Raw genomic sequence first — 26,199 nt, forward strand, 5'->3', positions numbered from 1 at the left:
CGGTAACCTGTTCTTGGATTTTCTTCGCCGCCAATCTAGAGCCGCTCTGGCCCGGACTTAATCAACCCAAAGAATGATTTTCGCGTGACCCTTTAGCCACTTTTGGTCACGCAGTAGAATCGGCTCATACCTGCCGTTCCGGCTTCACTCTCCAGAGGTAACACCGATGTCCGATATCGTCATCGTCAGCGGCGCCCGCACCCCCATGGGCGGCTTCCAGGGCAGCCTGTCCAGCGTTCCGGCCGTTGAGCTGGGCGCCGCCGCCATCCGCGAGGCCGTGGCCCGTGCCGGCATCGCGCCGGCCGATGTGCAGGAAGTGATCATGGGTTGCGTGCTGCCCGCCGGCCTCAAGCAGGGCCCGGCGCGGCAGGCCTCGCTGAATGCCGGCCTGCCGTCCGCCACCGGCTGCACCACCATCAACAAGCTCTGCGGCTCGGGCATGAAAGCCGTGATGCAGGCGTTCGATGCGCTCAAGGCCGGCAGCAACGAAGTGATGGTCGCCGGTGGCATGGAGAGCATGTCCAACGCGCCCTACATCATCGAGAAAGCCCGCACCGGCCTGCGCATGGGCCACGGCGAGATCAAGGACCACATGTTCTTCGACGGCCTGGAAGACGCCCGCACCGGCCGCCTGATGGGCTCCTTCGCCCAGGAAACCGCCGACAAGTACGGCATCACCCGCGAAGAGATGGACGCCTACGCCATCGAGTCGCTCAAGCGCGCCCAGGCCGCCATCCAGAGCGGCGAGCTGGCCAGCGAGATCGTTCCGGTCACCGTCACCAGCCGCAAGGGCGAGGTCGTGGTGAAGGATGACGAGCAGCCGCTGACCGCCAACCTGGACAAGATCCCCGGCCTCAAGCCGGCGTTCAAGAAGGACGGCACCATCACCGCCGCCAACGCCAGCTCGATCTCCGACGGCGCCAGCGCCCTGGTCCTGATGACGGCCGAGGAAGCCGCCAAACGCGGTCTCAAGCCGCTGGCCAGGATCGTCGCTCACGCCACCCAGAGCCAGGACCCGAGCGAGTTCACCCTCGCGCCGATCGGCGCCATGAGCAACCTGTTCAAGAAGACCGGCTGGAGCAAGGAAGATGTCGACCTGTACGAGATCAACGAGGCCTTCGCCATGGTCACCATGCTGGCCATGCGCGAACACGGCCTGGATCACGCCAAGGTCAACGTCTACGGCGGCGCCTGCGCCCAGGGCCACCCGGTCGGCTCCACCGGCTCGCGCCTGATCGTCACCCTGATCAACGCCCTGCGTAACAAGGGCGGCAAGCGTGGCGTGGCCTCGCTGTGCATCGGCGGCGGCGAAGCCACTGCGGTGGCCATTGAACTGCTGTAACGCAGCGGCTCTTTCCGGTCACCCACAGGGCGCGGTCATCACCGCGCCCTGTGCGTTTCAGGCCGGAACTCTGACGGGCGCCGGCTGGCCGGTGCGGGGAAACGCCAGCGCCGCGACGAAGGTCAACGCGGCGAACGCCGCCAGCACCGCGTACAGCCCGGCCAGCCCCTGGCGCGGCTCGACGAAGGCGATCAGCGGGATCGCCGCCGCGCTGGCGCCGAAGGACAGGAAGTAGCGCAGGGCGAACACCCGCGACTGCCACTGCGGCGCGACGAACTGGGCGACCATCGCATCGTTCACCGTGACCTGGCCGAACACCGCGAACATCAGTCCAGCCCCGGCGGCGACCAGGCCCCAGCCTTCGGCCTGGGTCAGCGCCAGCAACAACGGCGCCTGCACCAGGGTCAGCACCACGAACGGCGCCTTCAGGCTGAAACGGTCCAGCAGACGCCCCATGATCAGCTGCGCCACCGCGCCGAAGGCATAGGCCAGGCTGACGATCAGGCCGAGCCGCTGCGGCGATGCCGACCAGGCGTCCAGCCCTGCCTCGAACAGCTTCGGATAGGTCACCGTAGTGGCGTTGAACACCACGCCGCCGGTGGCCGTGACCACCGCCAGCACACCGAACACCAGCGGCATCGACAGGCGCCGGCCATCGCGACCGCGCTGCGCCGCCGGCTGAACCGGGACCGGCGCCTCGCGCCGCACCTGCCAGGCGAAGGCCAGGCCGATCGCCACGGCCACCGCCCCGGGCAGCAGGAAGGCCGCGCGCCAGCCGAACTGCGCCACCAGGAAACCGGTGACCAGCGCCGAGAAGGCCACGCCCAGGTTGCCCCACATGCCGTTGACGCCGATCTCGTGGCTGCGCCGCTCGGCGTGGGCCACCAGCATGGCAGTGCCGACCGGATGGTAGATCGCCGCGAACACGCCGATCAGCGTCAGCCCCACCACCAGCATCGGCACGCTGCTGGCCAGTCCGGTTAGGATCGCCGAGGCGCCCATACCGATGAAGAACAGCTGCAGCATGTGCCGGCGATCCCACTTGTCGCCCAGCCAGCCGGCCGGCAGCGAGCAGGCGCCGAAGGCGATGAAGCCGCCCAGCGACAGGCCGATCATCTCGGCGTAGCTCAGCCCGAAGCTGGCAGTCATGCCCAGCACCGCGGCGGGGTAGATCAGCATGAACATGTGGTCGAGCACATGGGCGGCGTTGACGTAGCGGATGATGGTGCGGGGCAGGCTCATGAGGGCATTTCCGTCTCGCTTGGTGGGAAGGAAATGCCATGCTAGGTTGGCGCTGAATCGCATACCTGACAGAGAAGTCATGCAATCGGACAAATGGCTGGACTTTCCCAGCCACAGCCAGCTCGCCGCCCTGCCCTTCGACTACCCCGACGGCCACTGGATCGAGCCGCACAGCCATCCCCAGGCCCAGTTCCTCCACGCGGTCGCCGGCATGATGCGGCTGGTCACCGCGCGCGGCGCCTGGATCATCCCGCCGGGACGGGCGGTGTGGATTCCGCCGGGCCTGCGCCACGAGATATTCGTCTCCGGCGAGCTGCGCATGCGCCCGCTGTTCATCCCGCCGCAGCGTTGCCCCGCAGGACTGGAGGACTGCTGCGTGCTGGTGGTCACGCCCCTGCTGCGCGAACTGATCCTGCGCGCCAGCGACGGACACCCGGAGGAGGACGTGCGCGAGCTGATCGAGCAACTGATCCTACGCGAACTGGCGGCGCTGGAACGCCTGCCGCTGCACCTGCCGATGCCGCGCGACCGCCGCCTGCAGGCGATTTGCCGGGCGCTGCTGCAGAGCCCGGAGCATCCCTACCGGCTCGAGGACTGGGCCCAGCAGGCGGGCGCCAGCTCACACACCCTAGCGCGTCTGTTCCGCCAGGAATTGCAGATGAGCTATCAGCAATGGCGCCAGCAGCTGAGCCTGACCGAGGCGCTGCCGCGCCTGCTGGCCGGCGCCAGCGTCCAGGAAGTCGCCCACGCCCTGGGCTACGGCAGCGGGCGGGCCTTCAGCGCCATGTTCCGCCGGCTGCTGGGGGAGAACCCGCGCGAGTACCTGAAGGCCCTGAACCGGCTTGCCGAACTGCGGACCTGAAGCCCCTCAACGCAGCTCGGTGAACGCCAGCTTGATACCCAGCCCCACCAGCACCGCGCCCATCAGCCGGTCGAACCAGTGGCCCATGCGGGCGAAGCCGGCGCGCACGCGGCGCTGGCTGAACAGCAGCGCCACCAGGCAGAACCACAGCGCGGTGGCGAAGGCCAGGTACACGCCGTAGCCGGCCTGCACCGCCAGCGGTGTGTGCGGGTTGATCACCACGGTGAACAGCGAGAGGAAGAACAGCGTGGCCTTGGGGTTGAGCCCGTTGGTGACGAAGCCGGTGACGAAGGCGCCCCGCGCCGAGCGCTGCTGGCCGTCGATGGCCACTTCCAGCTCGCCGGGCGCCGCCGGCCTGGCGCGCAACGCCTTGATGCCGATGTAGAACAGATAGGCCGCCGCCAGCCATTTCAACGCGTTGAACAGCACGATGGACTGGGACACGATCAGGCCGATGCCGAGCAGCGAATAGGCGACGTGGACAAAGATGCCGACACCCACGCCCAGCGCCGTCCAGGTACCGGCGCGGCGGCCGTGGGCCACGCTCTCGCGCACCACGATGGCGAAGTCCGGCCCCGGGCTGGCCACCGCCAGCAGGTGGATCAGGGCGACGGTGAGAAACTCCGTCCAGTACATGCGACCTCCGCAGGGTGGGAATCGGTGAGACAGGCTGGCAACCTTACGCCTGTCCTCCGCATCCAGACAGGTACAGCCGATGAACAACAGCGCACGTGCGGTCTTTCTCGACCATGCCTCCCTCGACCTCGGCGACCTCGACATGGCGCCGCTGCGCCGGGTCTTCGGCGAACTGGTGCTGCAACCGAGCTGCGAGGAGGCGGACGTGGCCGGCCTGCTGCGCGGCGCCCAGGTGGCGATCAGCAACAAGGTGAACCTGAGCGCCGAGACCCTGGCGGCCTGCCCGGACCTGAAGCTGATCCTGATCTCGGCGACGGGCACCAACAACGTGGACCTGGCGGCCGCCCGCGAGCGCGGCATCGTCGTCGCCAACTGCCAGGGCTACGGCACCGCCTCGGTGGCCCAGCACACCCTGATGCTGCTGCTCGCCCTGGCGACCCGCCTGCCTGACTACCAGGCGGCGATCCGCGATGGCGCCTGGCAGCGCGCCAGCCAGTTCTGCCTGCTGGACTTCCCCATCGTCGAACTGGAAGGCAAGACCCTCGGCCTGCTCGGCCACGGCGAGCTGGGCAGCGCGGTGGCGCGCCTGGCCGAAGCCTTCGGCATGCGCGTACTGCTCGGCGCCCTGCCCGGCCGGCCACCCCGTGCCGACCGGCTGCCACTGAGCGAGCTGCTGCCCCAGGCGGACGCCCTGACCCTGCACTGCCCGCTCAACGAACAGACCCGCGACCTGATCGGCGCCGCCGAACTGGCGCTGATGAAGCCCGGCGCCCTGCTGGTCAACACCGCCCGCGGTGGCCTAATCAACGAGCAGGCGCTGGCCGACGCGCTGCGCGCGGGCCACCTGGGCGGCGCCGCGTTCGACGTGCTCAGCGAGGAACCACCCCGCGACGGCAACCCGCTGCTGGCGCCGGACATCCCGCGCCTGATCCTCACCCCGCACAACGCCTGGGGCAGCCGCGAGGCACGCCAGCGTATCGTCGGGCAACTGGCGGAGAACGCCGAGGCCTTCTTCGCCGGCACGCCAAGGCAGGTGGTCAGCGGGTAAACTACGCGCCCTTTTTCTGCAGCGGAGCATGCCCATGGACCCACGAAGCGAAGTGCTGCTGCGCCAGGTGGAACTGTTCCAGGGCGACCTGCTGCTGGCCGGCCTACCGGGGGACGACCTGCTCGGCCAGTTGCCGCACGCCCACGGCTGGAGCTGGCACGCGGGCGAGCAAGGTGCCCTCGATGCCCGCTTCCCCGGGCGCAGCCTGTTCGGCACCCGCCCGCCCGAGCGGGCGTTCGACAGCGCGGTGCTGTTCCTGCCCAAGTCCCGCGAACTCGCCGACTACCTGCTGCAGGCCCTGGCCGCGCGCCTGGACGGCCGTGAGCTGTACCTAGTCGGCGAAAAACGGGGCGGCATCGAGCGCGCCGCCAAACAGCTCGCCGCCTATGGCAAGCCACGCAAACTCGACAGCGCGCGCCACTGCCAGCTCTGGCAGGTCACCGTCGAGCGGGCGCCGGCGGCCCCCGACCTGGGCGCTCTGGCCCAGCGTTTCGAACTGGCGTTGAGCGACGGGCCGCTGCAGGTACTGAGCCTTCCGGGTGTGTTCAGCCACGGCCGCCTGGATCGCGGCAGCGCACTATTGCTGGAGCATCTGGACGGCCTGCCCCAGGGCCATCTGCTGGACTTCGGCTGCGGCGCCGGAATACTCGGAGCCGTGCTCAAGCGGCGCAATCCCGCCAGTGCCGTCAGCCTGCTCGACGTGGACGCCTTCGCCGTCGAGAGCAGCCGCATTACCCTGGCGGCCAACGGCCTGGAGGCCGAGGTGATCGCCGGGGATGGCATCGATGCGGCGCCGACCGGGCTGTCGGCGATCGTCAGCAACCCGCCCTTCCACACCGGCGTGCATACCGACTACCAGGCCAGCGAGCACCTGCTGCGCCAGGCGGCCCGCCACCTGGCCTCGGGCGGCGAACTGCGGCTGGTGGCCAACAGCTTCCTCAAGTACCCACCGTTGATCGAGCAGCACCTGGGCCGCTGCCACACGTTGGACGAAGGCGAAGGCTTCCGCATCTATCGAGCACGGCGCACCTGAATCGTCGTTCATGAGCGGCCGGATCACCCGCGCATCCCCCATGTAGAGCCGCCTGCGCCCCTTTTTCGCTAGGCGTGCGCACTGCGGCTAATCTATCCTTTGTCCATTCCCACCTCGCCACAGTGACGTGCATGAGCCAGCCGCCGAAAGCCCCCTCCATTCTCGAGCTGTTTCCCGAAGAGACCCGCGAGGCTGCCGATCTGCTCAAGCAAGCGGTGCCGCACATGGTGCGCCACGACATCCCGCCGAATCCGGTGCACTACGCCCTCTGGTACAGCTACTGCAAGGGTTCGGAGCCCGACCTGAACCGCCGCCTGGACAAGATCATCAAGGACTTCTCCAGCTTCCCGCCGGAAACGGCCGTCAAGCTGTTCCGCGACTTCATCATCCGCGGCGAACTGGAAGAGGCCCGCGCCGGGCAGCGGCAGGTGATCGAACTGGTCGACGACATCGAAGACGACGTGAAACGCAACGTCAGTGGCGGCCAGCATTACCATGCCAGCCTCTCGCAGGGCCTGGCCGCGCTGCAGGAGCCGATCGTCGACGACCTGCCGAGCGTGCTCAACGAACTGCAGCTGAGCACTCAGCAGATGCAGGAGCAGCAGGAAAAATTCCTCTATCGCCTCAAATCGGCGCAGGCCGAGATCCAGAACCTGCGCAGCCAGCTGGAGCGCGCGCAGGCCGCGGCCACCCTGGACAGCCTGACCCACGTCTTCAACCGCCACGCCTTCACCCGTCTGCTGGAGCAGGCCCTGGCCGGCGACACCAAGGGGCTGGCGCTGGTCATGCTGGATATCGACCACTTCAAGCAGTTCAACGACCAGTACGGACACCCGCTGGGCGACCGCGTGCTGCAGCATGTCGGCCAGCTGCTTCGGGACCTGCTCCCGGCCCGGGGCGTGGCGGCGCGCTACGGCGGCGAGGAATTCTGCATCATCCTCAAGGACTGCTTCGATCTGGAAACCGCCGGCGAATTCGCCGAGCAGCTGCGCCAGAAGATCCGGGCGCTACGGGTCAAGGTGCGCAGTACCGACAAGGTACTGGACACCATCACCGCCTCCTTCGGCCTGGCGCTGGCCGAGACGGGCGACAACTTCGACAGCCTCGTCACCCGGGCGGATGACGCGCTCTACCAGGCCAAGCGCAACGGCCGCGACCAGATCCACCCGCCCACCCCGAAGGAAGCGCTAACCGCTTGATTTGAGCGCATATCCTCTTTGCGGTTAAATAGCCGCCGTGCCGCATCGCCGCGGCATAGGCGGAGCCCATCGCCCGATGTCCGCTCCGCTCCTCGATTAGCCATTTCGAACAAGCGAGTTTCTCTACCATGTTGAAGATCGTTCACCTGATCACAGGCGGCGGCGCTCTGCTGCTGTCCTTTACGCCAAGTCTTCGCAACGACGAGCTGTCCTACCTGCAACAACCGGATGCCCTCTACCTGGCCCTGTTCGGCCTGGCCAACCTGCTGCTCGCGCCGCTGCTGCCGGTTCGCCACGACGGCGTGCGCAACCAGCTGCAGGCCCTGGTATCGGCCCTGCTGGTGTTCGCCAGCGTGCTGCAGGCGCTGATCCTGCTGGCGCCGCTGGCCCAGATCGGCAACCAGCCGGCCGTTTCGCTCAGCCTCATCACCCTGCTGGCCGCCACCCTGCTGCACCTGGCCATCAACCTGGGTGGCAATCGTCCACGCAGCATCACCCCGGCCGTCCAGCGCGAACTCGACGAGAACCGCGAGACCGGCACCGTCAAGTGGTTCAACACCTCGAAGGGCTTCGGCTTCATCTCGCGTGACAGCGGCGAAGACATCTTCGTCCACTTCCGTGCCATTCGCGGCGAGGGCCACCGCATCCTGGTCGAGGGCCAGCGCGTGGAGTTTTCCGTGATGCAACGCGACAAGGGCCTGCAGGCCGAAGACGTGATCATCGCCCTGCCCGGCCACCGTTAATAAAGGAAGGATGCAAAAAAGCCCGCTCGACGCGGGCTTTTTCGTGGCCATGTCACCATTAGTCGTTGCACATCTTGTGGGAGCGGATTTATCCGCGAATTGCGCCACCAGCACGTAACGACATAGCTTTTTCGTTTCAGTAGTGAGGCGGCGGCGCCTCGTCCTCCGCGATGCCGAACTGCCCCTGGATTTCCTCCTGCCGCCGCGCGAGCGCCGCGACCTGCAGCCTCAGGCGCTCGATGACCTGCTGCTGCTCCACCACCACATCGTTCAGCGCCGCGATGGTGTCATCCTGAAACGCCTGGCGGCTCTCCAGCTCGATCACACGCTGTTCCAGATCCATGCTCAGCTCTCCACGAACCGGAAATCGTCGGTGACCACCCGCGTCAGCCGCTCGCGAACCGCCGCGGCTTCCTCGGCGCCGTATGGGCGGGCCGGATGCCTGCCCCAGACGGGTGCCGGCCAGGCCGGATCCTCCCGCCGCCGCACGACCACATGCATGTGCAGCTGGCTGACCACGTTGCCCAGGGTGGCGACGTTCATCTTGTCGGCCACGAAGGCATCCTTGAGCGCCTCGGCCAGGCGCGTGGTCTCCAGCCACAACTGCTGCTGGTCGGCCGCATCCAGCTGGAACAGCTCGCTGACGTCCTCGCGCCTGGGCACGAGGATGAACCAGGGGTAGTTGGCGTCGTTCATCAGCAGCAGGCGACACAGGGGAAAGTCGCCCAGGACCAGGCAATCCTGCTGCAGACGGGAATCCAGACTGAACATGCGTTTCTCCTCCAAGCCGAGACAATCGGCGCGCAGCATAGCGGGACAGGCCCGGCAATTCATCTCCATCCGGACGACGCCCGGGAAGCGGAACGACGCGCCAAAACAAGGCGCCGTCCGGACGGGTCCAGGCGGTTGTACCGGGGCATGACCGGGCACCGCCCCAAAAGTGGGCAAAACTACCCAGGCGACGCCCACAAACTGACCAACCGCACAGACAGGAAACGTTACCGGCCGCTACCGTCACCCTCGGAAGCCGACGTGCGGTAACAACGACCGCTCATGGCAAGTAAGGATAGCCGCCGGGCGACGATCGGACATGGCCTCGCGAAGCCTGTAACTACAAGGCCTGCGAGGCACGCAAACATGAAGTTGCGGCACAACGGTAAATGATTGCGAATCCTGTTCGTCACTTTGTGCATGGAAGTTGCTAAGAGTCTGGCACCCTCTGCTCGTGCGCACCCTGCAGTCGGGCTGCAGGCCCCTAAGCCGTTGGATTTGCAGCCTTTTCAGGGAGAAGGGAAGAAACGTCCGACACGGCTGGAATCTACAGAAATGCGACGTCGACAATGTAAATTTGCGACGCCGATGTAAATAAGCCGTAGGAAATCAATGATATCTGTCGCCAATTTAAGCCTCCGTGCTATAAGTTAGCGCCGACACAAAAAGAAAGAGTCGCCCAGAAAACAAACAATGGGCGGCACAAATCTTCTAAACCAAAGGAGCAATCACAATGCAAGTGATGAAGTGGAGCGCACTGGCTCTCGCCGTGACCGCCGGTACCACCCAACTGGCATTCGCCAGCGCTCAGTCCGAGTCCAAGGGCTTTGTGGAAGACAGCAGCCTGAACCTCCTGCTGCGCAACACCTACTGGAACCGTGACTACAACAAGGGCGTTTACGACCGTAGCACCTGGGCCCAGGGCTTTATCACCACCTTCGAATCCGGCTTCACCCAAGGCACCGTAGGTGTGGGCGTGGACGGCTTCGGTCTGCTGGGTCTGAAACTCGACGGCGGCCAGGGCGATATGTTCCCGGGCGAGCGCAAGGACTGGAACGACTCCGTCGGCCAGGTTGGCGCCGCGGTCAAGGCCCGCATCTCCAACACCGTGATCAAGTACGGCGACCAGATGCCGAGCATGCCGGTTCTGGCCTATGACGACTCCCGTCTGCTGCCGCAGAGCTTCACCGGTACCCTGATCACCAGCAGCGAGATCGAAGGTCTGGAGCTGAACGCCGGTCACTTCACCGCCGAGAGCCCGATGGCCTCCGGCGCCCGTGACGATGCCCGCCTGAAGAGCACCGACGTCATCGGCGGTAGCTACCAGTTCACCGACAACCTGAGCGCCTCGGTCTACTTCTCCGACGTCGAAGACGTCTACAAGAAGAAGTACGCCAACATCAACTGGACCATCCCGCTGGCCGAAGAGCAGGCTCTGAACTTCGACCTGAACTACTACAAGACCAAGTACGAAGACGACACCACCGCTGATGGCTTCTTCGGCAACGGTCTGACCGGCGACGACAACACCATCTGGAGTCTGGCCGGCAAGTACAGCGTCGGTTCGCACGCCTTCATCCTGGCCTACCAGCAGAACAGCGGCGACGTGGGCTATGCCTACGACATGGGCGACGGCGGCAGCGCGATCTGGGTAGCCAACTCCTACTACTCCGACTTCAACAACGCCGACGAGAAGTCCGTGCAGGCCAGCTATGAGCTGGACTTCACTGGCTACGGCGTACCGGGCCTGTTCTGGAAAACCGCTTACGTCTACGGCTACGACATCAAGGTGCCGGGCGACAGCGACGCCAAAGAGCGCGAGTTCTTCAACCAGGTCAAGTACACCATCCAGAGCGGCGCCGCCAAGGACCTGTCCTTCAAGGCTCGTAACTCGATCTATCGCACCGACAACCGCTTCGGTACCGACCTGAACGAGTGGCGCCTGTTCGTCGAGTACCCGCTGGAAATCCTGTAAGGATTCCCATCGAGCATCCTCGATGCGAACGAAGAAACCCGGCTCAGGCCGGGTTTCTTTTTTTGTGATGACACAACGAGCCGCTACGCTTGCCGTAGGGTGCACCATGCGCACCGGAATGATCTGCCTGCTTGCCGGTGCGCGCGGCACACCCTACGACGGCGGGCATCCGCGCCTCATACGCCAACTTTGCCTGCGGGAGGCGCGGGATTACGCCGGTAACGCGTAGGTGCCGGTGACATGCGCCACCAGATCGCCCTCCGCGCCCTGTGAATACAACTGCACCTCGCACACCGCCTGGCGCCGGCTCAGGCGCAGGATGCGCGCCTCGGCGATCAGGTCCACCGGGGCCGGCCGGGACAGGAAGTTGATGTTGAGATTGGCCGTCACCGCCATCTCCACCCGCCCCAGGCGACCCAGCACCACCGCATACATGGCGGCATCGGCCAGCGCCATGATGGTCGGGCCCGACAGCGTGCCACCCGGACGCACCAGTCGGGCATGAAACGGCACCCTTGCCACGGCCGTTTCCCCGTCCAGACGATCGACCCGCAGGTCGATGTCCTCCGCCATCGGCACGCCGGCGCGAATCAGCGCCTGCACCTGGCCAGCGGTCAGCTCCGCCATCGTCTACTCCCGGTCCGTCCTGTACGCCACATGGCTGGCACCGTACAATGCCGAGTCATTATTTGCCCTCGCAACCGACATAACGGCCAAACATGCGTACCAGTCAGTACCTGCTCTCGACCCTCAAGGAAACTCCCGCCGACGCCGTGGTGATCAGCCACCAGCTGATGCTGCGCGCCGGCATGACCCGCAAGCTGGCCTCCGGTCTGTACACCTGGCTGCCGCTGGGGCTGCGCGTGCTGCGCAAGGCCGAAGCCATCGTGCGCGAAGAGATGAACGCCGCCGGCGCCCTGGAGGTACTGATGCCCGCCATCCAGCCGGCCGAGCTGTGGCAGGAGTCCGGTCGCTGGGAGCAGTACGGCCCCGAGCTGCTGCGCATCAAGGACCGTCATGGTCGCGACTTCTGCGTCGGCCCGACCCACGAGGAAGTCATCACCGACCTGGCGCGCAACGAGCTGAACAGCTACAAGCAGCTGCCGATCAACCTGTACCAGGTCCAGACCAAGTTCCGCGACGAGATCCGTCCGCGCTTCGGTCTGATGCGCGGCCGCGAGTTCATCATGAAGGATGCCTACTCCTTCCACCTGGACCAGGCCTCGCTGCAGGAAACCTATGACCGCATGCACCAGGCCTACTGCAACGTGTTCAGCCGCCTGGGCCTGAAGTTCCGCCCGGTACAGGCCGACACCGGCTCCATCGGCGGCACCGGCTCCCACGAATTCCACGTGCTGGCCGAATCCGGCGAGGACGACATCGCCTTCAGCGACACCTCCGACTACGCCGCCAACATCGAGAAGGCCGAGGCCGTGCCGCGCGAGAAAGAGCGCGGCGCCGCCACCGAGGAACTGCGCCTGATCGACACGCCGGATGCCAAGACCATCGACGAACTGGTCGCCCAGTTCGGCCTGGCCATCGAAAAGACCATCAAGACCCTGGTGGTGCACGCCGCCGAGGAAGGCAAGCTGATCGCCCTGATCGTGCGCGGCGACCACGAGCTGAACGAGATCAAGGCCGCCAACCACGAACTGGTCGCCAGCCCGCTGGTGTTCGCCTCCGAGGCCGAGATCCGCGCCGCCATCGGTGCCGGCCCCGGTTCCCTCGGCCCGCTGAACCTGCCGATCCCCTGCATCATCGACCGCTCGGTGGCGCTGATGAGCGACTTCGGCGCCGGCGCCAACGTCGACGACAAGCACTACTTCGGCCTCAACTGGGAGCGCGACCTGCCGCTGCCGGCGGTGGCCGACCTGCGCAACGTGGTCGCCGGCGACCCCAGCCCGGACGGCAAGGGCACCCTGGTGATCAAGCGCGGCATCGAAGTCGGCCACATTTTCCAGCTCGGCACCAAGTACAGCGAGGCCCTGGGCTGCAAGGTGCTGGGCGAGAGCGGCAAGCCGGTGACCCTGACCATGGGCTGCTACGGCATCGGCGTGTCCCGCGTGGTGGCTGCGGCCATCGAGCAGAACTACGACGAGCGCGGCATCCTCTGGACCGACGCCCTGGCGCCCTTCCAGATCGCCATCGTGCCGATGAAGTACGAGAACGAGAGCGTGCGCGAGGCCACCGACAAGCTCTACGCCGAGCTGACCGCCGCCGGCTACGAAGTGCTGCTGGACGACCGCGACAAGAAGACCAGCCCCGGCGTGAAGTTCGCCGACATGGAACTGATCGGCATCCCGCACCGCATCGTGGTCAGCGAGCGCGGCCTGACCGAAGGCACCTTCGAGTACAAGAACCGCCGCGAGAGCGACAACCAGCAGGTGGCCGCCGCCGACCTGCCGGCGTTCCTCGCCGAGCGCATTCCCCGCTGAGTCCGACCAAGAAGCCCGCATGTTCCAGCGTCATACCCTTAGCCCCGGCGCCGCCCTGCTCGGCGCCCTCTTTCTGGTCGGCTGCGCCAACCACCTGCCGCAGCGCAGCGAGCACGAGGAACGCTTCGAGCGCCGCCTGCTCGACCACAGCCTGCAGATCGACACGGGCGAGCCGAGGGTGCTGGAACTGCCGCAGCGCCGGGTGCGCATCCACGAACAGAAGACCTTCGAGGTCACCGAGTTCGAGGTCACCCGCCGCTACGACCGCTACACCCCCTACCAGCCGTGGCGCGAGTTGTATGAAGTGCCGCTGGGGGCGGTGGCGATCGTCGCCGGCGTCGGCGCCAACGTGCTCAACGTGGTGATGCTCGGCCGCCTGCCGGACAGCGTCACCAAGGACTGGATCAGCTACGGTTTCGCCGGCGTCAACCCGGCGATGAACGTCGAGTCCAATGGCCGCGCCGAGCAGAACCTGGCGAAGATCGAGGAGGTCCAGCTCGACCGCCGCACCGAGTACTCCAGCCTGCCCTGGGCCGAGCGCCCGGTGCAGGTCAAGGCCGGCCGGGACACCCACGAACTGACCACCGACCGCCAGGGCGTGCTGCGCCTGAACCTGCTCGACGGCCCCTTCGCAGAGCACGACGCGAGCACCGTCGGCACCCTGGTGCTGAGCGTGGAAGACCCGCAGGACAGCGCCCGTGCCGACGCCACCCTGCTGGTCAGCCGGGACCTGCGCGGCAAGCTGCGCGAAGCCCACGCGCTGATCTACGACGACCTCGAGGACGACGAAGTCAGCCAGTGGGTGCACCGGGTCAAGCGCCTGTCGGACCTGGGCCTGGAGGAGGAAGCCAGCGAGCTGGAACAGAGCCTGATCGAGCTGACCCGCAACGACCCGGAACTGCAGCAGGAATTCCTCAAGGCCCTGATGAAGGACGCCGGCCGCCTGGCGGCCGACCCGGGCGAGGATTGATCAGCGGCGGATGACGAAGCCGGTGACGCCCTGCACCGGCTGCTGCTCCAGTTCCAGGGCATCGACCCGCGCACTCTCCGGCCCCTGGCCCAACCAGGCCTCCAGCTCGCGCACTGCGGGCTCTTCCCCTTCGAACAGCACCTCGACCCGGCCATCGGCGAGGTTGCGCACCCAGCCGTTCAGGTCGAGGCGCTCGGCCTCTTCCAGAGTGCGCTGGCGGAAGCTCACACCCTGCACCTTGCCGCCGACGAATCCATGCAGACAGATGGTCATGCGCCTCACTCCTTACTTTGCCAGTGATCGAGCCGGGCCCGCAGCCCGGCCGCCGTCTGTTCGCCGACCAGCCGCTCGCGCAGGCGGCCGTCGGCGCCGATGATGTAGGTGACCGGCAACACGTCGTTGCGCGGCAGTTCGAGGCGCTCGGCAGGGTCCTGCGCCAGCACGGTGAAACGGATATCGAAGGCCTCGGCGGCCTTGGCCAGGGCCTCGCCCTGCAACGTGTCGAAGTTCACCCCGAGGACCTGCGCGCCTTTGTCGCGCAACTCCTGCTCCAGCCGGTTCAGCTCGGGGATCTCGGTCCTGCAGGGCTTGCACCACTCCGCCCAGTAATTGATCACCAACCACTGGCCTTCCAGTTGTCCAGCCGTTACCTTTCGTCCATGCTGATCGACGCCCCAGTCATCGGCGCAGCCGGCCAGCAGAAGCCCGGCAACGACACCTATCACCATCTGGAGTGGCCTTCCCATGCATTCGCTCCTCGTGCACGCGGGATTGATATGACGCTGGATGCACTGCGCCTGGAAGTGCCGGACATTCTCGAAGAGCACGTCACCCGGCTCGGCGAACTCAATGCCGAACTCGCCGACGCGCGCCTGCAGCCCCGCGCAGAAGGCCTGCAGCAGGTCGTCGGACTGCTATTCCGGCTCAATCGCAGCGCCATGACCTTACTGGAAAGGCAGCGCGCCCTGCAAAGCTTCTGCGAGGAATACCGCCACTACTGCGCGGCCATGGGCGATGGCCCGCTGCCGTCCCAGGCCTTCCTGGGGCTGTGCGAGGAACTGGCCGCCGGCTTCAAGCGCCTGCTGCTGCAGATACTCCAGGGCCGCCAGCCCTCAAGGCCCCACCTCGCCTGGTGCCTGTACATGGCCCAGCACTTCCTCGCCCAGAGCCTGCTGCGCCACTACCAGCGCTACCAGGAGCCGCCCGCCTCGCTGTGGAGCGACAGCCACCTGCTGTACTGGATCGGCGAGCACCAGGACTGCCTGGACGAACACGTCGCCGCCCCCTTCCAGCCCACCCCAGCCGGATCGCTGCGCGGCCTCTACCAGCAGATGCTGATGCTCGCGCTGAGCAACCCCTTCCATCTCGCCGAAGGCGAATGCGCCCTGCTGTTCGGCGCACTCACGCCGCTGGCGCCCCTCGTCCGGCTGATGCCCTGGGACGAGGACGAGGAAAGCGACGGGCCGCTGATCGACCTGAGCCAGGCCCAGCCCTGCCTGCCCTATGACACCCGGATTGACGGCTCGACCGAGCATCTGCGCCGCCTGGAGCTGGGTGCGCTGCTGGTCGCCGTGGACGAGCCGGCGCCGCTGCAGAGCCCGCGCGAGCGCGAGCTGCTGGAGCGGGTTAGGCAGAACTGGCTCGGCCGCCAGCAGCGCCGGCACCCGCGTGCCGACTTCAGCGCCGACTGCAGCCTGGTGATCGGCCTGCAAGCCATCCATGCCCAGTTGCTGGAGAAACGCCCGGCCAGTTGCGCCGCGCAGATGCTCGACGCCAGCGCCGGGGGTGCGCGCGTCGTCTGCCAGGCCGACCTGGCGGCGCAGCTGCCGGTCGGCCAGTTGGCGCTGGTGCTGCCCCGCAGCGGCACCCCGACCCTGGCGCTGGTGCGCTGGCGCCACATCAATCAGGAAGGCCTGCACCTGGGCCTGCGCTACCTCAAGGGGCTGCCGCGCGCCGTCTGGCTGAGACGGGCACCCAGCGCCCAGACCCACCCAGGCGTGCTGCAGAGCACCCCGGAACCGGGCTCCGGCTGGCACCACGGCCTGTGGCTGCCCTGCGGGCAGTTCGTCGAGGGCGAGAACGTCTGGCTGCAGTTGGCCAACGCCAACAACCAGGCCGTGCTGCCCCTGCCAGCGGCCAACCTCGACACGCCCATCGTGGTCCGCCACCCCCTGCGCCTGGCTTGAACATTCAGCCAGGTTCTGCGACGGAAGTCTCAGCCGGCGAAGCCTCAGTGCACAGTTTCGTCACCGGCCGTTTCCTATAATCGCCCCCATTCCTATACCAACGAGTTCTGCCGGAGCCCCCGATGACCCAAGCCAACGACAAGCTGATCGGCCCAGTCCCTGCCAGCATCGTCAACAGCGCGCGCCTGAGCGTGACGCCCTACGAGGGCCGGGTCGGCGAATTCAACGTGGCCGTCTGGCTGCACCTGCCGGGCCTGGCCAACCTGCCGGTATCGCTCATGGTGCGCTACCGCGACGGCAATCAGGTGCGCGAGGTGGCGGTGGACCATGGCAAGGTCAACGGCCACAGCAAGGTGATGCTCTCCGGCGTCGCCCGCCTGCCGATGAAGGTCAGGATCGAGGACATGCAGGTGCGCCTGCGCTCGGCGGTGCCGGCGCAGACGCTGATCGTCGAGGAACTGTTCGTGCAAGCCGTGGAGATGCTGGACAGCGCCTCCCGCCAGGCGATGGCCTGACTCTCCCGGCCATTGCCTGCCCCGCTTCGGCGGGGTTTTGTTTTTCAGGGTTCAGAAAACGCCGAAGCGCACCACCGAATCGGGCTTCGTCGGCTCGGCCTCTTCGGCCGCCTGGCGGGCCAGCGCCGCCAGCGATTCTGGCCAGCGGGCGAAGCGCAGGCCGGTGATGCGATTGAGCCGCTCCAGCGCCTCGTCGGAATCCCGGGACTGCAACGGCACCACCTTGTTCTTGCTACTGCTCATTCGCCCGACATCCCCGAACCCTGCGCTCGCTAGCAGTCTGCCAGCATTCGGGCGGGTATTTGCCAGAAGCGTGCCAGCCCGGTTGGACTACCACTGCCGTGCTTCAAAGGCCGGGCGACAGCCTGTGGCGCGCTGTACCTCGCCCTAAACTGACCTTTTTCGTCACTCCGTCACGAACCGGCCCGCAGCCAATGGGCCAGGCTGGCGCCGAACAGTGCCGCCTGATCCTCGTGCTGCTTCTCCAGCGCGGCGCGCAGGCCGGGGTACCACGCCTCGTCCAGCTTTTCCGGCAACTGGTTGGGCCGTGGCGCCGGCCAGGGGCTGTGGCTGAGCAGGCGATGCAGGCTGTAGTTCTCGAGATCGCGGCACAGCACCCAGCCGCCACCGCTGGCGCGGCAGATCAGATGCTCCCGTTCGAGGAAATCCAGCACCTCCTGCCACTCGTCCTGCGGCAGCAGCCAGCCCGCCCTCTGCACGTCGAGATGGCGGACCGGTCGGCCCCGCTGCTGGCGGTCGTGGAACACCCGCAGCACGCCGATCGCCACCAGCAGGCGCGGCAGTGCCTGGCGCCGCCAGTGGCGCGACGACGACAGGTTGCACACCAGTTCCGCGCCGAGCAGCACGATCAGCCAGGACAGGTATACCCACAGCAGGAACAGCGGCACCGTGGCGAAGGCGCCGTAGATCAGCTGGTAGCCGGGGAAGAAGCTGACGAACAGGCCGAACAGCTTCTTGGCAATCTCCACCAGCACCGAGGTGAACAGCCCGCCGATGAGGGCATGGCGCAGCGGCACCCGGGCATTGGGTACCGCCGAGTAGATCAGGGTGAAGGCCGCGGTGCTGAACAGCAGCGGGGCAAAGCGCAGCAGCGTGCGCGCGCCGATCAGCGCATCCGGTCCGGTCAGCAGGGACAGCGAGGCGATGTAGGTGGTCACGGCGAAACCGGCGCCCAGCAGCAGCGGCCCGAGGCTGAGGATCGCCCAGTACAGCAGGAAGCTGGAGATGCCGCGCCGCGGCTGGCGCACCCGCCAGATCGCGTTGAAGGTCTTCTCGATGGTCACCAGCATGAAGAAGGCGGTCACCGCCAGCAGCGCCACGCCGGCCCAGGTCAGGTGCCGCGCCTGGGTGGTGAATTCGCGCAGGTACTGCTGCACCGTCTCGCCGGACGACGGCACGAAGTTGTGGAAGATGAAGCTCTGGATCTGCTCGCCGGTGTCCTGGAAGGCCGGCACGGCGGAGAGCATGGCGAAGGTGACGGTCATCACCGGCACCACCGCGAACAGCGTGGTGTAGGTCAGCGCGGCGGCATTGTTGATAGCCCGGTCGGCGAGGAACCGCTGGAACAGAAAGCGCCAGAACTCCACCACATCATCCAGCCGTTGCCGCATGCCCCACTCCTTAGAGCCTGTTTAGGACCTCGCGAGCTAGAGCCAGGCTAGGCAAAAACCGGCGAGGAAGCGGAGTTTACAAGTAGTAAATGAGCATTCCGAGCCTGTTTTTAACGACGCATGGCCGACGCGCAGCAGATCGTAAAAAGGCTCTTAGTCTGTTTTCGTACCCGACGCGGCTAGAATAGCGCCCTCATTCGCCAATGGGCACCGCCATGACCAACCTGACCCTCTACCACAACCCGCGCTGTTCCAAGTCCCGCGGCGCGCTGGAGCTGCTCGAAGCCCGCGGCCTGGCGCCGAACGTGGTGCGCTACCTGGAAACTCCGCTCAGCGCCGCCGAACTGCGCGCGCTGCTGGCCAAGCTGGGCATCGGTGCGAGAGCGCTGCTGCGCACCGGCGAGGACGAATACAAGGCGCTCGGCCTGGCCGACGCCGGCCTGAGCGACGAACAGCTGATCGCCGCCATGGTCGAGCATCCCAAGCTGATCGAGCGTCCCATCCTGGTGGCTGGCGACCGCGCCGTGATCGGCCGTCCGCCCGAGAAGGTCCTGGAGCTGCTGGCATGAGCCCATCCTACATCCTGGTGCTCTACTACAGCCGCCACGGCGCTACCGCCGAGATGGCCAGGCAGATCGCGCGCGGCGTCGAACTGGGCGGCCTGGAGGCGCGCCTGCGCACGGTGCCAGCGGTCTCCACCGAATGCGAGGCCGTGGCCCCTGACATCCCGGTGGAAGGTGCTCCGTACGTCAGCCAGGACGACCTGCGCCACTGCGCCGGCCTCGCCCTCGGCAGCCCGACCCGCTTCGGCAACATGGCCGCGCCGCTGAAGTATTTCCTGGACGGCACCAGCAGCCTGTGGCTGACCGGCGAACTGGTCGGCAAGCCCGCCGGCGTATTCACCTCCACCTCCAGCCTGCACGGCGGCCAGGAAAGCACCCTGCTGTCGATGATGCTGCCGCTGCTGCACCACGGCATGCTGCTCTGCGGCCTGCCCTACAGCGAGGGCGCGCTGCTCGACACCCGTGGTGGCGGCACGCCCTACGGCCCCAGCCACCACGCCGGCGCCGATGGCAAGCGCAACCTGGACGAACACGAAATCGCTCTGTGCCGGGCCCTCGGCCAGCGCCTGGCGCAGACCGCCGCGAAACTGGAGACCGCCCGTGGCTAGAACGCCCAAGCCCCTGCCCAGCCTGGAATGGCTGGCCCCGCGCCTGAAACTCAGCCGCACCCTGAGCCTGTTCAGCTTCGCCGCCCTGCTGCTCCTGCTGCTGGTGTGGAACCTCGCTTTCGCCGACCTGCACGGCGCGCGCACCTGGGTGGTGCTGTGCATCCAGCTGGTCCCGTTGCTGCTGCTCGCCCCCGGCCTGCTGCTGGGCAACGCCCGCGCCCACGCCTGGGCCTGCTTCGTGGTGAACATCTACTTCATCCAGGGCGTGCTGGCCGCCATCGACCCAGCCCGTGCCCTGTTCGGCGCCCTGGAAACGGTGATCAGCCTGGGCCTGTTCTGCAGCGCGCTGCTCTACGTGCGCTGGAAGTTCCAGCACGACCGCAGGCTGGCAGGCGAAAGCTGACCGACTTCATACGTCTCGCCGGTAGGGTGCGCCGTGCGTACCGAAATACCGGGCACCTATCCACTCGGTGCGCACAGCGCACCCTACGGTGGAGCGACTACCAGCCCTGGGTTTCCTTGAGGAAGGGAATGGTCAGCTTGCGCTGGGCCTGCAGCGAGGCCTGGTCGAGGCGTTCGAGCAGCTCGAACAGCGCGCTCATGCTGCGCTCGCCCCGGGTGAGGATGAAGCGGCCGACCTCGTCGGTCAGGTGCAGGCCACGGCGCGAGGCGCGCAGCTGCAGGGCGCGCAGCTTGTCCTCGTCGGACAGCGCGTGGAGCTGGAACACCAGCGCCAGGGTCAGCCGCGACTGCAGATCGGGCAATGCCACGGGCAGTTCGCGGGGCGACGCGGTGGCCGCCAGCAGCAGGCGGCGACCCGAGTCACGCAGGCGGTTGAACAGATGGAACAGCGCCTCTTCCCAGTCCGCACGACCGGCCACGGCATCGAGATCGTCCAGGCAGACCAGCTCGGCCTGGTCCAGGCCGTCCAGCAACTCGGGGCCGTAGTCCGCCACCTCGGCCAGCGGCAAGTAGACGGCCTGCTCGCCGCGCTGCTCGAAACGCAGGCAGGCGGCCTGCAGCAGATGGCTGCGCCCCACGCCTTCGCCGCCCCAGAGGTAGATCAGGCTCTCCGTCCAGCCCGCATCGGCCTCGCACAACCGCTCGACATAGCCCAGGGCCGCCGCGTTGGCGCCGGGGTAGTAGTTGGCGAAGGTGGCATCGTCACGCAGACGCACGCCAAGGGGCAGCTGGACAGGTTTCATGCGCAGGACGGCAGGGAAGGTTCTTCGTGAAGGGCGGCAAGTTTATAGCCTTCCTCGTGCCAAGTCATTGATGGGTAAAGTTGTCTCCGGCTGGAGAGCGAGCCCGTGCACGGCCTATGATCCGGCATTGTCCAGTGATCGGACCTGTCCCTATCAAGGATCTGAAATGACTCGCGCCACCATGCTTCTTCTGCTGCTCGCCCTTCCCTTCGCCACGAATGCCCAAGAATACAAGCCGATAGAGGCCCAGTACCGGCTCTATTCAGGCTCGATCGGCGATCCGATGCCGGCCGGTCAGGACGATGCCAAGTTGTCGCTGGCGATAACGGGCGAGGCGGCCGAGGAGATCTTCCAGCGGATCGGCCCCGATCGGGAGGATCAGTGCGGTGCAGAGGACGGGAGCCGCTTCCGCGCCAGGGGCGATGGCTCGGTCGTCTGCCAGTACAGCCTGCAGAACGGCTACCTCTGCTACCTCGGGATAGACCTGCTGCAGGGCAAGCCGGTCAACGCCAGCGTCTGCTAGGTTCGCCGCCAGAACTCAACGCCGATCCACCCGCCTCAGCTGTTCCTGCTCGTAGCGTGGATAGAGGTGGCTGACGCTACGGATCAGTTCGTAGCGGCTCAGGCTGATGCCGGCGAAGCGCTCGGGGATCGGCGCCCGGATCACTTCGTTCATGTCCTCGCCGCGGCTGGCCGCGTCGCGCAGCAGGCCGTCGAGCCAGCCCAGGTAGTCGCGCATCTGGGCGAAAGGTGCGGGGTCGGTGGCGAGCGGACCATGGCCGGGGACGAGCAGTTTCCACGGCAGTTCCTGCAGGGTCTCCAGGTCGGCCAGCCACACGTCCAGCCCCGGGCTGTTCGGCGTGGTCAGCGCGCGCTGGTAGAACACCAGGTCGCCGGCGAACAGCACGCCGGTGGTCTCGTCGAGGATCGCCAGGTCGGCGCCGGTGTGTCCGCTCAGCGCGAGCAGACGCAGGCGATGGCCGCCGATATCGCGCACGCCTGCTTCGAGCGTTTCGCTCGGCAGCACCACTTCGGTGCCGCGCATCCAGTCGCCGACCAGGCGATACATGTTCTCCGCCATGGCATCGCCCTGCTCGCGCAGCAGTTCGGTGGTGCCGGCCAGGGCGGCGATGGGCACATCGGCGAAGGCCTGGTTGCCGAGCACGTGGTCCGGGTGATGGTGGGTCAGCAGCACTCGCGCCACCGGCTTGTCGGTGACGCTGGCGATGGCGGCACGCATGGCCTCGCCGTAGCGCCGGGAGGGGCCGCTGTCGATGACCAGCACGCCTTCGTCGGTGACGATGAAGGCGGTGTTGACGATGTTGCCGCCATTGCCTTCGGCGAAGTTCTCCGTGCTGCCTTCCAGCAGCCAGGTGTCGGCGGCGATCTGCCGGGGCAGCAGGCGATAGTCGTAGGCCGCCTGCGCGGCGCCGGCGCAGAGCAGCGCGAGCAGCAGCAACAGGCCACGCATGCCTAGCCCTCCACCCCGGCGGCGCGCTCGCGCACTTCACTGATCTGCACCAGAGGCTCGGCATCGGTGAAGTTGGGCAGGTCGCCCATGATCCTCGCCGCGTGGGGCGCGAAGCTCTGCTGGAAGGCCTCCAGGCTGGCGAAGAACAGATGGCCCACCGCCACGAACGGCGCGGGGCTGCCGGGCGCGGCGCCGGAGACGCCCTGGTCCACGGCGATGCCCAGGCAGGCCTCGCCCAGGCATTCGCGCACCAGCGCCATGTGCGCGCCGCCGTAGTAGCCCAGGTCGAAACGCACGCCGGGGCGGTTGGGGTAGAGCACGCTGACTCTGATCATGAAAGTTCTCCACAGGAATGGGACGGGCTCAGAGTTCGGCCTCGAACTCGTTGCCATTGTTGTCGCGCAGTAGCAGCTCGGCCTTGCCGCCGCCGCGCAGTTCGAAGCCCAGGGTCGGGTTCTCGCTCACTGCCGGGAACAGTTCGAGCAGGGCCAGGCGCTGGCCTTCGGGATCGCGCAGCTCGGCGCTCTCCAGATAGAACTCGGGGATGCCGCCGACCAGGCCGTTGTCCATCGGGTGCGATACGGAGAGGCGCAGGCGGTCGAAATCGCCCTGTGGGTAGCGGCCGCCGAGGACCTGCCCCAGGCGCTGCTCCCAGCCGGGCTGCGCGCGCACCACGCTGGGCGCCGTGCAGCCACCGCCGGCGGCCTCGACGTGGGTCGAGCCGACGTGCCAGACGCCATCCTCGGTCTGCACCGCCGCGCGGATCAGGGTGGCCTGTTCGACGCGGATGCGCACCGCGAGGAACGGCAGCAGGCGCTCCGACTCCGTGTGCAGGGTGAAGATATGGGGAATCGGGTTCAGCTCGGCCCAGGCGAGCATGCGCTGCACCGGGCGCTCCAGGGCGCGTGCGTCGATCTCGATCGGCACCTGGCGCGAGTCCTCGGCGAAGGGCGGCGCCTGCACCCTCACGCGCTCGTCGAAGCGCACCGGAGCGGCGCCGAGCAGGCGCTGGCGGTGGAATTCCCACATCGGCGAATGCAGCGGGTCGACCTCCTCAGCCGCCAGCGCGTGCAGGCCGACCAGCAGCAGGGACAGCAGGCACAGCACGCGGGACATGGCACGTTCTCCTCGGCAGCCGGTGGCGGCGCGAACCCCGCGCCGCCGTCCACGGCCTACTGTTCGACGTGGACGCTTTCCAGGTAGGAGCGGATCGCCCACAGCGCTTCCTGGCTGAGGAAGTTGGCCATCTTCGGCATGTACACACGACCGTCGCGCACGGCGCCGTTGATCACCCGCTCCTTGAACCACTCGTCGCCGGTGATGCCCAGTTCGAGGTAACGCAGGTCGGGGGCGATGCCGCCGGACTTGGCTTCCAGGCCGTGGCAGGCCGCGCAGTTCTGGTTGTAGGCCGAGGAGCCGATCTCGATCGCCTTGGGGTTCTCGCGATAGGGGTTCTCGTCGAGCCATTCCTTGCCCAGTGGTTCCAGTCCGTCGGTGTTGACGTTCTGCGGCACCACGTCACCGTGGGCCATGGCGAATGCGCAAGCGCCGAGGCCGATGCAGAAAAGCAGGCCACGGAGCAGGTTGTTGTTGTTCATGACGACCATCCTCATCGAGATGCTGGGCAAGGCGAGCGCTTGTGGTCAGCGCGTTGACCGCATCTTAGAAAGGCCGTCGGCAGCGCCAGTATGCTGCTTTGGTGGCCGCCATCTACGCCCTTGGTAGTAACCCTCCGGTACGCCAGGCGGCAGCCGTTCGCAGCAGTGCGAAGTCATGGCCGGTTCGGGAATTTTTCCCGTGATCGGCGGGACTTTTTCCGTATCGCCCGTTCCGGGCCGCTCCCACTATCGATCGCACCGGGTCGCCGGGTCAGCCACACCTCCGGAAGGCCCCGTGTTCATCAACCAATGGGAACCGCAAACATGACAAGAACAACTCCCCCCAGCACTGCCACCCCGCTGGCGCGCACCGTGCAGAGCCTGATCCTGGGCTTCGCGCTGGTCTCGTCCGGCAGCGTCTTCGCCAAGTCGGTGAGCTGGGACGACATCGCCAACGACCACACCACCACCGGCGACGTGCTGCAGTACGGCCTCGGCACCAATGCCCAGCGCTGGAGCCCGCTGGCCCAGGTCAACGACCAGAACGTGTTCAAGCTGACCCCGGCCTGGTCCTTCTCCTTCGGCGACGAGAAGCAGCGCGGCCAGGAGTCCCAGGCCATCGTCAACGACGGCGTGATCTACGTGACCGGTTCCTATTCCCGCGTGTTCGCCCTCGACGCCAAGACCGGCAAGCGCCTGTGGACCTACAACCACCGCCTGCCGGACGACATCCGCCCGTGCTGCGACGTGGTCAACCGCGGCGCCGCCATCTACGGCGACAAGATCTACTTCGGCACCCTCGACGCCTCCGTCGTGGCGCTGAACAAGGACACCGGCAAGGTCGTCTGGAAGAAGAAGTTCGCCGACCACTCGGCCGGCTACACCATGACCGGCGCGCCGACCATCGTGAAGGACGGCAAGAGCGGCAAGGTCCTGCTGATCCACGGCAGCTCCGGCGACGAGTTCGGCGTGGTAGGCCGCCTGTTCGCCCGCGACCCGGACACCGGCGAAGAGGTGTGGATGCGTCCGTTCGTGGAAGGCCACATGGGCCGCCTGAACGGCAAGGACAGCACCCCGACCGGCGACGTGAAGGCCCCTTCCTGGCCGGACGATCCCAACTCGCCGACCGGCAAGAAGGAAGCCTGGAGCCAGGGCGGCGGCGCCCCGTGGCAGAGCGCCAGCTTCGACGCCGAGACCAACACCATCATCGTCGGCGCCGGCAACCCGGCCCCGTGGAACGGCTGGGCGCGCACCTCCGACGGCGGCAACCCCCACGACTACGACAGCCTGTACACCTCCGGCCAGGTCGGCGTCGACCCGACCACCGGCGAAGTGAAGTGGTTCTACCAGCACACCCCGAACGACGCCTGGGACTTCTCCGGCAACAACGAGCTGGTGCTGTTCGACTACAAGGGCAAGGACGGCAAGACCGTCAAGGCCACCGCCCACGCCGACCGCAACGGCTTCTTCTACGTGGTCGACCGCAGCAACGGCAAGCTGCAGAACGCCTTCCCCTTCGTCGACAAGATCACCTGGGCCAGCCACATCGACCTGAAGACCGGTCGCCCGGTGGAGAACGAGGGCCAGCGTCCGCCGAAGCCGGAGCCGGGCCAATCGAAAGGCAAGGCAGTGGAAGTCTCCCCGCCGTTCCTCGGCGGCAAGAACTGGAACCCGATGGCCTACAGCCAGGACACCGGCCTGTTCTACGTCCCCGCCAACCACTGGAAGGAGGACTACTGGGCCGAGGAGGCACACTACAAGAAGGGCTCCGCCTACCTGGGCATGGGCTTCCGCATCAAGCGCCTGTATGACGACCACGTCGGCATCCTGCGCGCGATGAACCCGACCACCGGCAAGGTCGTCTGGGAACACAAGGAGCGCCTGCCGCTTTGGGCCGGCGTGCTGGCGACCAAGGGCAACCTGGTGTTCACCGGCACCGGCGACGGCTACTTCAAGGCCTTCGACGCCAAGAACGGCAAGGAGCTGTGGAAGTTCCAGGTCGGCACCGGCATCGTCTCCCCGCCCATCACCTGGGAACAGGACGGCGAGCAGTACATCGGTGTGACCGCCGGTTACGGCGGCGCGGTACCGCTGTGGGGCGGCGACATGGCCGACCTGACCAAGCCGGTCGCCCAGGGCGGTTCCTTCTGGGTGTTCAAGCTGCCG

Annotated in this window: 30 protein-coding genes and 1 pseudogene; 17 read left to right on the plus strand and 14 right to left on the minus strand. The window is 66.9% G+C overall.

The window, feature by feature from the left end; all coding sequences use genetic code 11:
* Positions 1 to 166: 166 nt before the first annotated feature.
* On the plus strand, positions 167 to 1,342 hold the full coding sequence (locus N5D30_RS12485) for an acetyl-CoA C-acyltransferase (protein WP_279909242.1): 1,176 nt from the start codon (positions 167 to 169) through the stop codon (positions 1,340 to 1,342).
* A gap of 57 nt (positions 1,343 to 1,399) precedes the next feature.
* On the opposite strand, the gene N5D30_RS12490 is transcribed toward N5D30_RS12485, so the two are convergent.
* The gene (locus N5D30_RS12490) at positions 1,400 to 2,584 is read right to left on the minus strand and encodes an MFS transporter (protein WP_279909243.1); all 1,185 of its coding nucleotides are present in this window, start codon (positions 2,582 to 2,584) and stop codon (positions 1,400 to 1,402) included.
* 79 nt (positions 2,585 to 2,663) lie between these two features.
* Here N5D30_RS12490 and N5D30_RS12495 point away from each other — a divergent pair, with 79 nt between their 5' ends.
* Complete coding sequence (locus N5D30_RS12495; RefSeq protein ID WP_279909244.1) at positions 2,664 to 3,446, plus strand: helix-turn-helix transcriptional regulator; 783 nt, start codon at positions 2,664 to 2,666, stop codon at positions 3,444 to 3,446.
* Positions 3,447 to 3,452: 6 nt separating this feature from the next.
* Here the strand turns inward: N5D30_RS12495 and N5D30_RS12500 are convergent, their stop codons facing one another.
* On the minus strand, positions 3,453 to 4,082 hold the full coding sequence (locus tag N5D30_RS12500) for a LysE family transporter (RefSeq protein WP_279909245.1): 630 nt from the start codon (positions 4,080 to 4,082) through the stop codon (positions 3,453 to 3,455).
* Positions 4,083 to 4,161: 79 nt separating this feature from the next.
* On the opposite strand from N5D30_RS12500, the gene N5D30_RS12505 reads away from it, so the two are divergent.
* The 5 genes and pseudogenes from N5D30_RS12505 to N5D30_RS12525 all read left to right on the plus strand — a co-directional run bounded on the left by N5D30_RS12505 (position 4,162) and on the right by N5D30_RS12525 (position 8,105).
* Positions 4,162 to 5,130 carry a 2-hydroxyacid dehydrogenase gene (locus N5D30_RS12505; protein WP_279909246.1) on the plus strand — a complete coding sequence of 323 codons (969 nt, stop codon included), beginning with the start codon at positions 4,162 to 4,164 and terminating at the stop codon, positions 5,128 to 5,130.
* Positions 5,131 to 5,164: 34 nt separating this feature from the next.
* Positions 5,165 to 6,163, plus strand: coding sequence for a class I SAM-dependent methyltransferase (locus N5D30_RS12510; RefSeq protein ID WP_279909247.1), 999 nt, complete (start codon positions 5,165 to 5,167; stop codon positions 6,161 to 6,163).
* A 131-nt stretch (positions 6,164 to 6,294) separates the two neighbouring features.
* Positions 6,295 to 7,362 (plus strand): GGDEF domain-containing protein, encoded by a 1,068-nt coding sequence (locus tag N5D30_RS12515; RefSeq protein ID WP_279909248.1) that lies wholly within the window; start codon positions 6,295 to 6,297, stop codon positions 7,360 to 7,362.
* Between the two features lie 128 nt (positions 7,363 to 7,490).
* Positions 7,491 to 7,814 (plus strand): annotated as a pseudogene (locus tag N5D30_RS12520) (cold shock domain-containing protein membrane protein); the annotation flags it as partial.
* Positions 7,815 to 7,853: 39 nt separating this feature from the next.
* On the plus strand, positions 7,854 to 8,105 hold the full coding sequence (locus N5D30_RS12525) for a cold-shock protein (protein WP_262880352.1): 252 nt from the start codon (positions 7,854 to 7,856) through the stop codon (positions 8,103 to 8,105).
* Positions 8,106 to 8,241: 136 nt separating this feature from the next.
* On the opposite strand, the gene N5D30_RS12530 is transcribed toward N5D30_RS12525, so the two are convergent.
* Positions 8,242 to 8,448, minus strand: coding sequence for a SlyX family protein (locus N5D30_RS12530; RefSeq protein ID WP_279909250.1), 207 nt, complete (start codon positions 8,446 to 8,448; stop codon positions 8,242 to 8,244).
* 2 nt (positions 8,449 to 8,450) lie between these two features.
* Positions 8,451 to 8,876 carry an HIT domain-containing protein gene (locus N5D30_RS12535; RefSeq protein ID WP_279909251.1) on the minus strand — a complete coding sequence of 142 codons (426 nt, stop codon included), beginning with the start codon at positions 8,874 to 8,876 and terminating at the stop codon, positions 8,451 to 8,453.
* 733 nt (positions 8,877 to 9,609) lie between these two features.
* Here N5D30_RS12535 and N5D30_RS12540 point away from each other — a divergent pair.
* Complete coding sequence (locus N5D30_RS12540) at positions 9,610 to 10,851, plus strand: OprD family outer membrane porin (RefSeq protein WP_220812918.1); 1,242 nt, start codon at positions 9,610 to 9,612, stop codon at positions 10,849 to 10,851.
* A 210-nt stretch (positions 10,852 to 11,061) separates the two neighbouring features.
* Here the strand turns inward: N5D30_RS12540 and N5D30_RS12545 are convergent, their stop codons facing one another.
* On the minus strand, positions 11,062 to 11,469 hold the full coding sequence (locus N5D30_RS12545) for a PaaI family thioesterase (RefSeq protein ID WP_220813141.1): 408 nt from the start codon (positions 11,467 to 11,469) through the stop codon (positions 11,062 to 11,064).
* 101 nt (positions 11,470 to 11,570) lie between these two features.
* Here N5D30_RS12545 and N5D30_RS12550 point away from each other — a divergent pair, with 101 nt between their 5' ends.
* Both N5D30_RS12550 and N5D30_RS12555 read left to right on the plus strand, forming a co-directional pair.
* The gene (locus tag N5D30_RS12550) at positions 11,571 to 13,286 is read left to right on the plus strand and encodes a proline--tRNA ligase (RefSeq protein ID WP_279909252.1); all 1,716 of its coding nucleotides are present in this window, start codon (positions 11,571 to 11,573) and stop codon (positions 13,284 to 13,286) included.
* Between the two features lie 19 nt (positions 13,287 to 13,305).
* Complete coding sequence (locus tag N5D30_RS12555) at positions 13,306 to 14,256, plus strand: hypothetical protein (protein WP_279909253.1); 951 nt, start codon at positions 13,306 to 13,308, stop codon at positions 14,254 to 14,256.
* Here the strand turns inward: N5D30_RS12555 and N5D30_RS12560 are convergent, their stop codons facing one another.
* Positions 14,257 to 14,529, minus strand: coding sequence for an acylphosphatase (locus tag N5D30_RS12560; protein ID WP_279909254.1), 273 nt, complete (start codon positions 14,527 to 14,529; stop codon positions 14,257 to 14,259).
* Positions 14,530 to 14,534: 5 nt separating this feature from the next.
* The gene (locus tag N5D30_RS12565) at positions 14,535 to 15,002 is read right to left on the minus strand and encodes a TlpA disulfide reductase family protein (protein WP_279909255.1); all 468 of its coding nucleotides are present in this window, start codon (positions 15,000 to 15,002) and stop codon (positions 14,535 to 14,537) included.
* A gap of 30 nt (positions 15,003 to 15,032) precedes the next feature.
* Here N5D30_RS12565 and N5D30_RS12570 point away from each other — a divergent pair, with 30 nt between their 5' ends.
* Together N5D30_RS12570 and N5D30_RS12575 are read left to right on the plus strand one after the other, a co-directional pair.
* A complete protein-coding gene (locus N5D30_RS12570) occupies positions 15,033 to 16,442 on the plus strand; it encodes a PilZ domain-containing protein (RefSeq protein WP_279909256.1) in 1,410 nt (469 codons plus the stop codon).
* Positions 16,443 to 16,564: 122 nt separating this feature from the next.
* Positions 16,565 to 16,957: a hypothetical protein gene (locus N5D30_RS12575; protein WP_220812924.1), complete on the plus strand. Its 393-nt coding sequence runs from the start codon at positions 16,565 to 16,567 to the stop codon at positions 16,955 to 16,957.
* A gap of 51 nt (positions 16,958 to 17,008) precedes the next feature.
* On the opposite strand, the gene N5D30_RS12580 is transcribed toward N5D30_RS12575, so the two are convergent.
* Positions 17,009 to 17,200 (minus strand): hypothetical protein, encoded by a 192-nt coding sequence (locus N5D30_RS12580; RefSeq protein WP_279905404.1) that lies wholly within the window; start codon positions 17,198 to 17,200, stop codon positions 17,009 to 17,011.
* Positions 17,201 to 17,370: 170 nt separating this feature from the next.
* Entirely contained in the window at positions 17,371 to 18,588 is a 1,218-nt protein-coding gene (locus tag N5D30_RS12585) for a YihY family inner membrane protein (RefSeq protein WP_279905403.1), read from the minus strand.
* Between the two features lie 215 nt (positions 18,589 to 18,803).
* Between N5D30_RS12585 and arsC the strand changes: the two genes are divergently transcribed.
* Genes arsC through N5D30_RS12600 form a run of 3 tightly spaced genes read left to right on the plus strand, consistent with a single transcriptional unit; the run spans position 18,804 to position 20,162 of the window.
* Positions 18,804 to 19,157: an arsenate reductase (glutaredoxin) gene (arsC, locus tag N5D30_RS12590; RefSeq protein ID WP_279909257.1), complete on the plus strand. Its 354-nt coding sequence runs from the start codon at positions 18,804 to 18,806 to the stop codon at positions 19,155 to 19,157.
* Positions 19,154 to 19,759 carry an NAD(P)H:quinone oxidoreductase gene (gene wrbA, locus N5D30_RS12595; RefSeq protein WP_279909258.1) on the plus strand — a complete coding sequence of 202 codons (606 nt, stop codon included), beginning with the start codon at positions 19,154 to 19,156 and terminating at the stop codon, positions 19,757 to 19,759. Before arsC ends, wrbA begins: the two co-directional genes overlap by 4 nt.
* The gene (locus tag N5D30_RS12600) at positions 19,752 to 20,162 is read left to right on the plus strand and encodes a DUF2069 domain-containing protein (protein ID WP_220812929.1); all 411 of its coding nucleotides are present in this window, start codon (positions 19,752 to 19,754) and stop codon (positions 20,160 to 20,162) included. The genes wrbA and N5D30_RS12600 overlap by 8 nt, the downstream gene beginning before the upstream one ends.
* A gap of 97 nt (positions 20,163 to 20,259) precedes the next feature.
* Here N5D30_RS12600 and hda read toward each other — a convergent pair whose 3' ends face one another.
* Positions 20,260 to 20,964, minus strand: a complete 705-nt coding sequence (gene hda / locus N5D30_RS12605) for a DnaA regulatory inactivator Hda (protein ID WP_279909259.1) — start codon at positions 20,962 to 20,964, stop codon at positions 20,260 to 20,262.
* 166 nt (positions 20,965 to 21,130) lie between these two features.
* Between hda and N5D30_RS12610 the strand changes: the two genes are divergently transcribed.
* Positions 21,131 to 21,487, plus strand: a complete 357-nt coding sequence (locus N5D30_RS12610; RefSeq protein WP_279909260.1) for a hypothetical protein — start codon at positions 21,131 to 21,133, stop codon at positions 21,485 to 21,487.
* Between the two features lie 15 nt (positions 21,488 to 21,502).
* Here the strand turns inward: N5D30_RS12610 and N5D30_RS12615 are convergent, their stop codons facing one another.
* From N5D30_RS12615 to pedF, 4 genes are read right to left on the minus strand one after another with little or no spacing between them, the layout of a single operon-like run.
* Complete coding sequence (locus N5D30_RS12615; protein WP_279909261.1) at positions 21,503 to 22,435, minus strand: quinoprotein relay system zinc metallohydrolase 1; 933 nt, start codon at positions 22,433 to 22,435, stop codon at positions 21,503 to 21,505.
* A gap of 2 nt (positions 22,436 to 22,437) precedes the next feature.
* The gene (locus N5D30_RS12620; protein ID WP_220812934.1) at positions 22,438 to 22,770 is read right to left on the minus strand and encodes an EthD family reductase; all 333 of its coding nucleotides are present in this window, start codon (positions 22,768 to 22,770) and stop codon (positions 22,438 to 22,440) included.
* A gap of 28 nt (positions 22,771 to 22,798) precedes the next feature.
* Entirely contained in the window at positions 22,799 to 23,551 is a 753-nt protein-coding gene (locus tag N5D30_RS12625) for a quinoprotein dehydrogenase-associated SoxYZ-like carrier (protein ID WP_279909262.1), read from the minus strand.
* 56 nt (positions 23,552 to 23,607) lie between these two features.
* Positions 23,608 to 24,033 carry a cytochrome c-550 PedF gene (pedF, locus tag N5D30_RS12630; protein WP_279906178.1) on the minus strand — a complete coding sequence of 142 codons (426 nt, stop codon included), beginning with the start codon at positions 24,031 to 24,033 and terminating at the stop codon, positions 23,608 to 23,610.
* 324 nt (positions 24,034 to 24,357) lie between these two features.
* Between pedF and exaA the strand changes: the two genes are divergently transcribed.
* Positions 24,358 to 26,199, plus strand: a 1,842-nt coding sequence (exaA, locus tag N5D30_RS12635; protein ID WP_279909263.1) for a quinoprotein ethanol dehydrogenase, incomplete at its 3' end; no start/stop codon positions are given.

The organism is Pseudomonas sp. GD03875 (assembly GCF_029840585.1).
GTDB classification, from domain to species: Bacteria; Pseudomonadota; Gammaproteobacteria; order Pseudomonadales; family Pseudomonadaceae; genus Aquipseudomonas; species Aquipseudomonas paralcaligenes.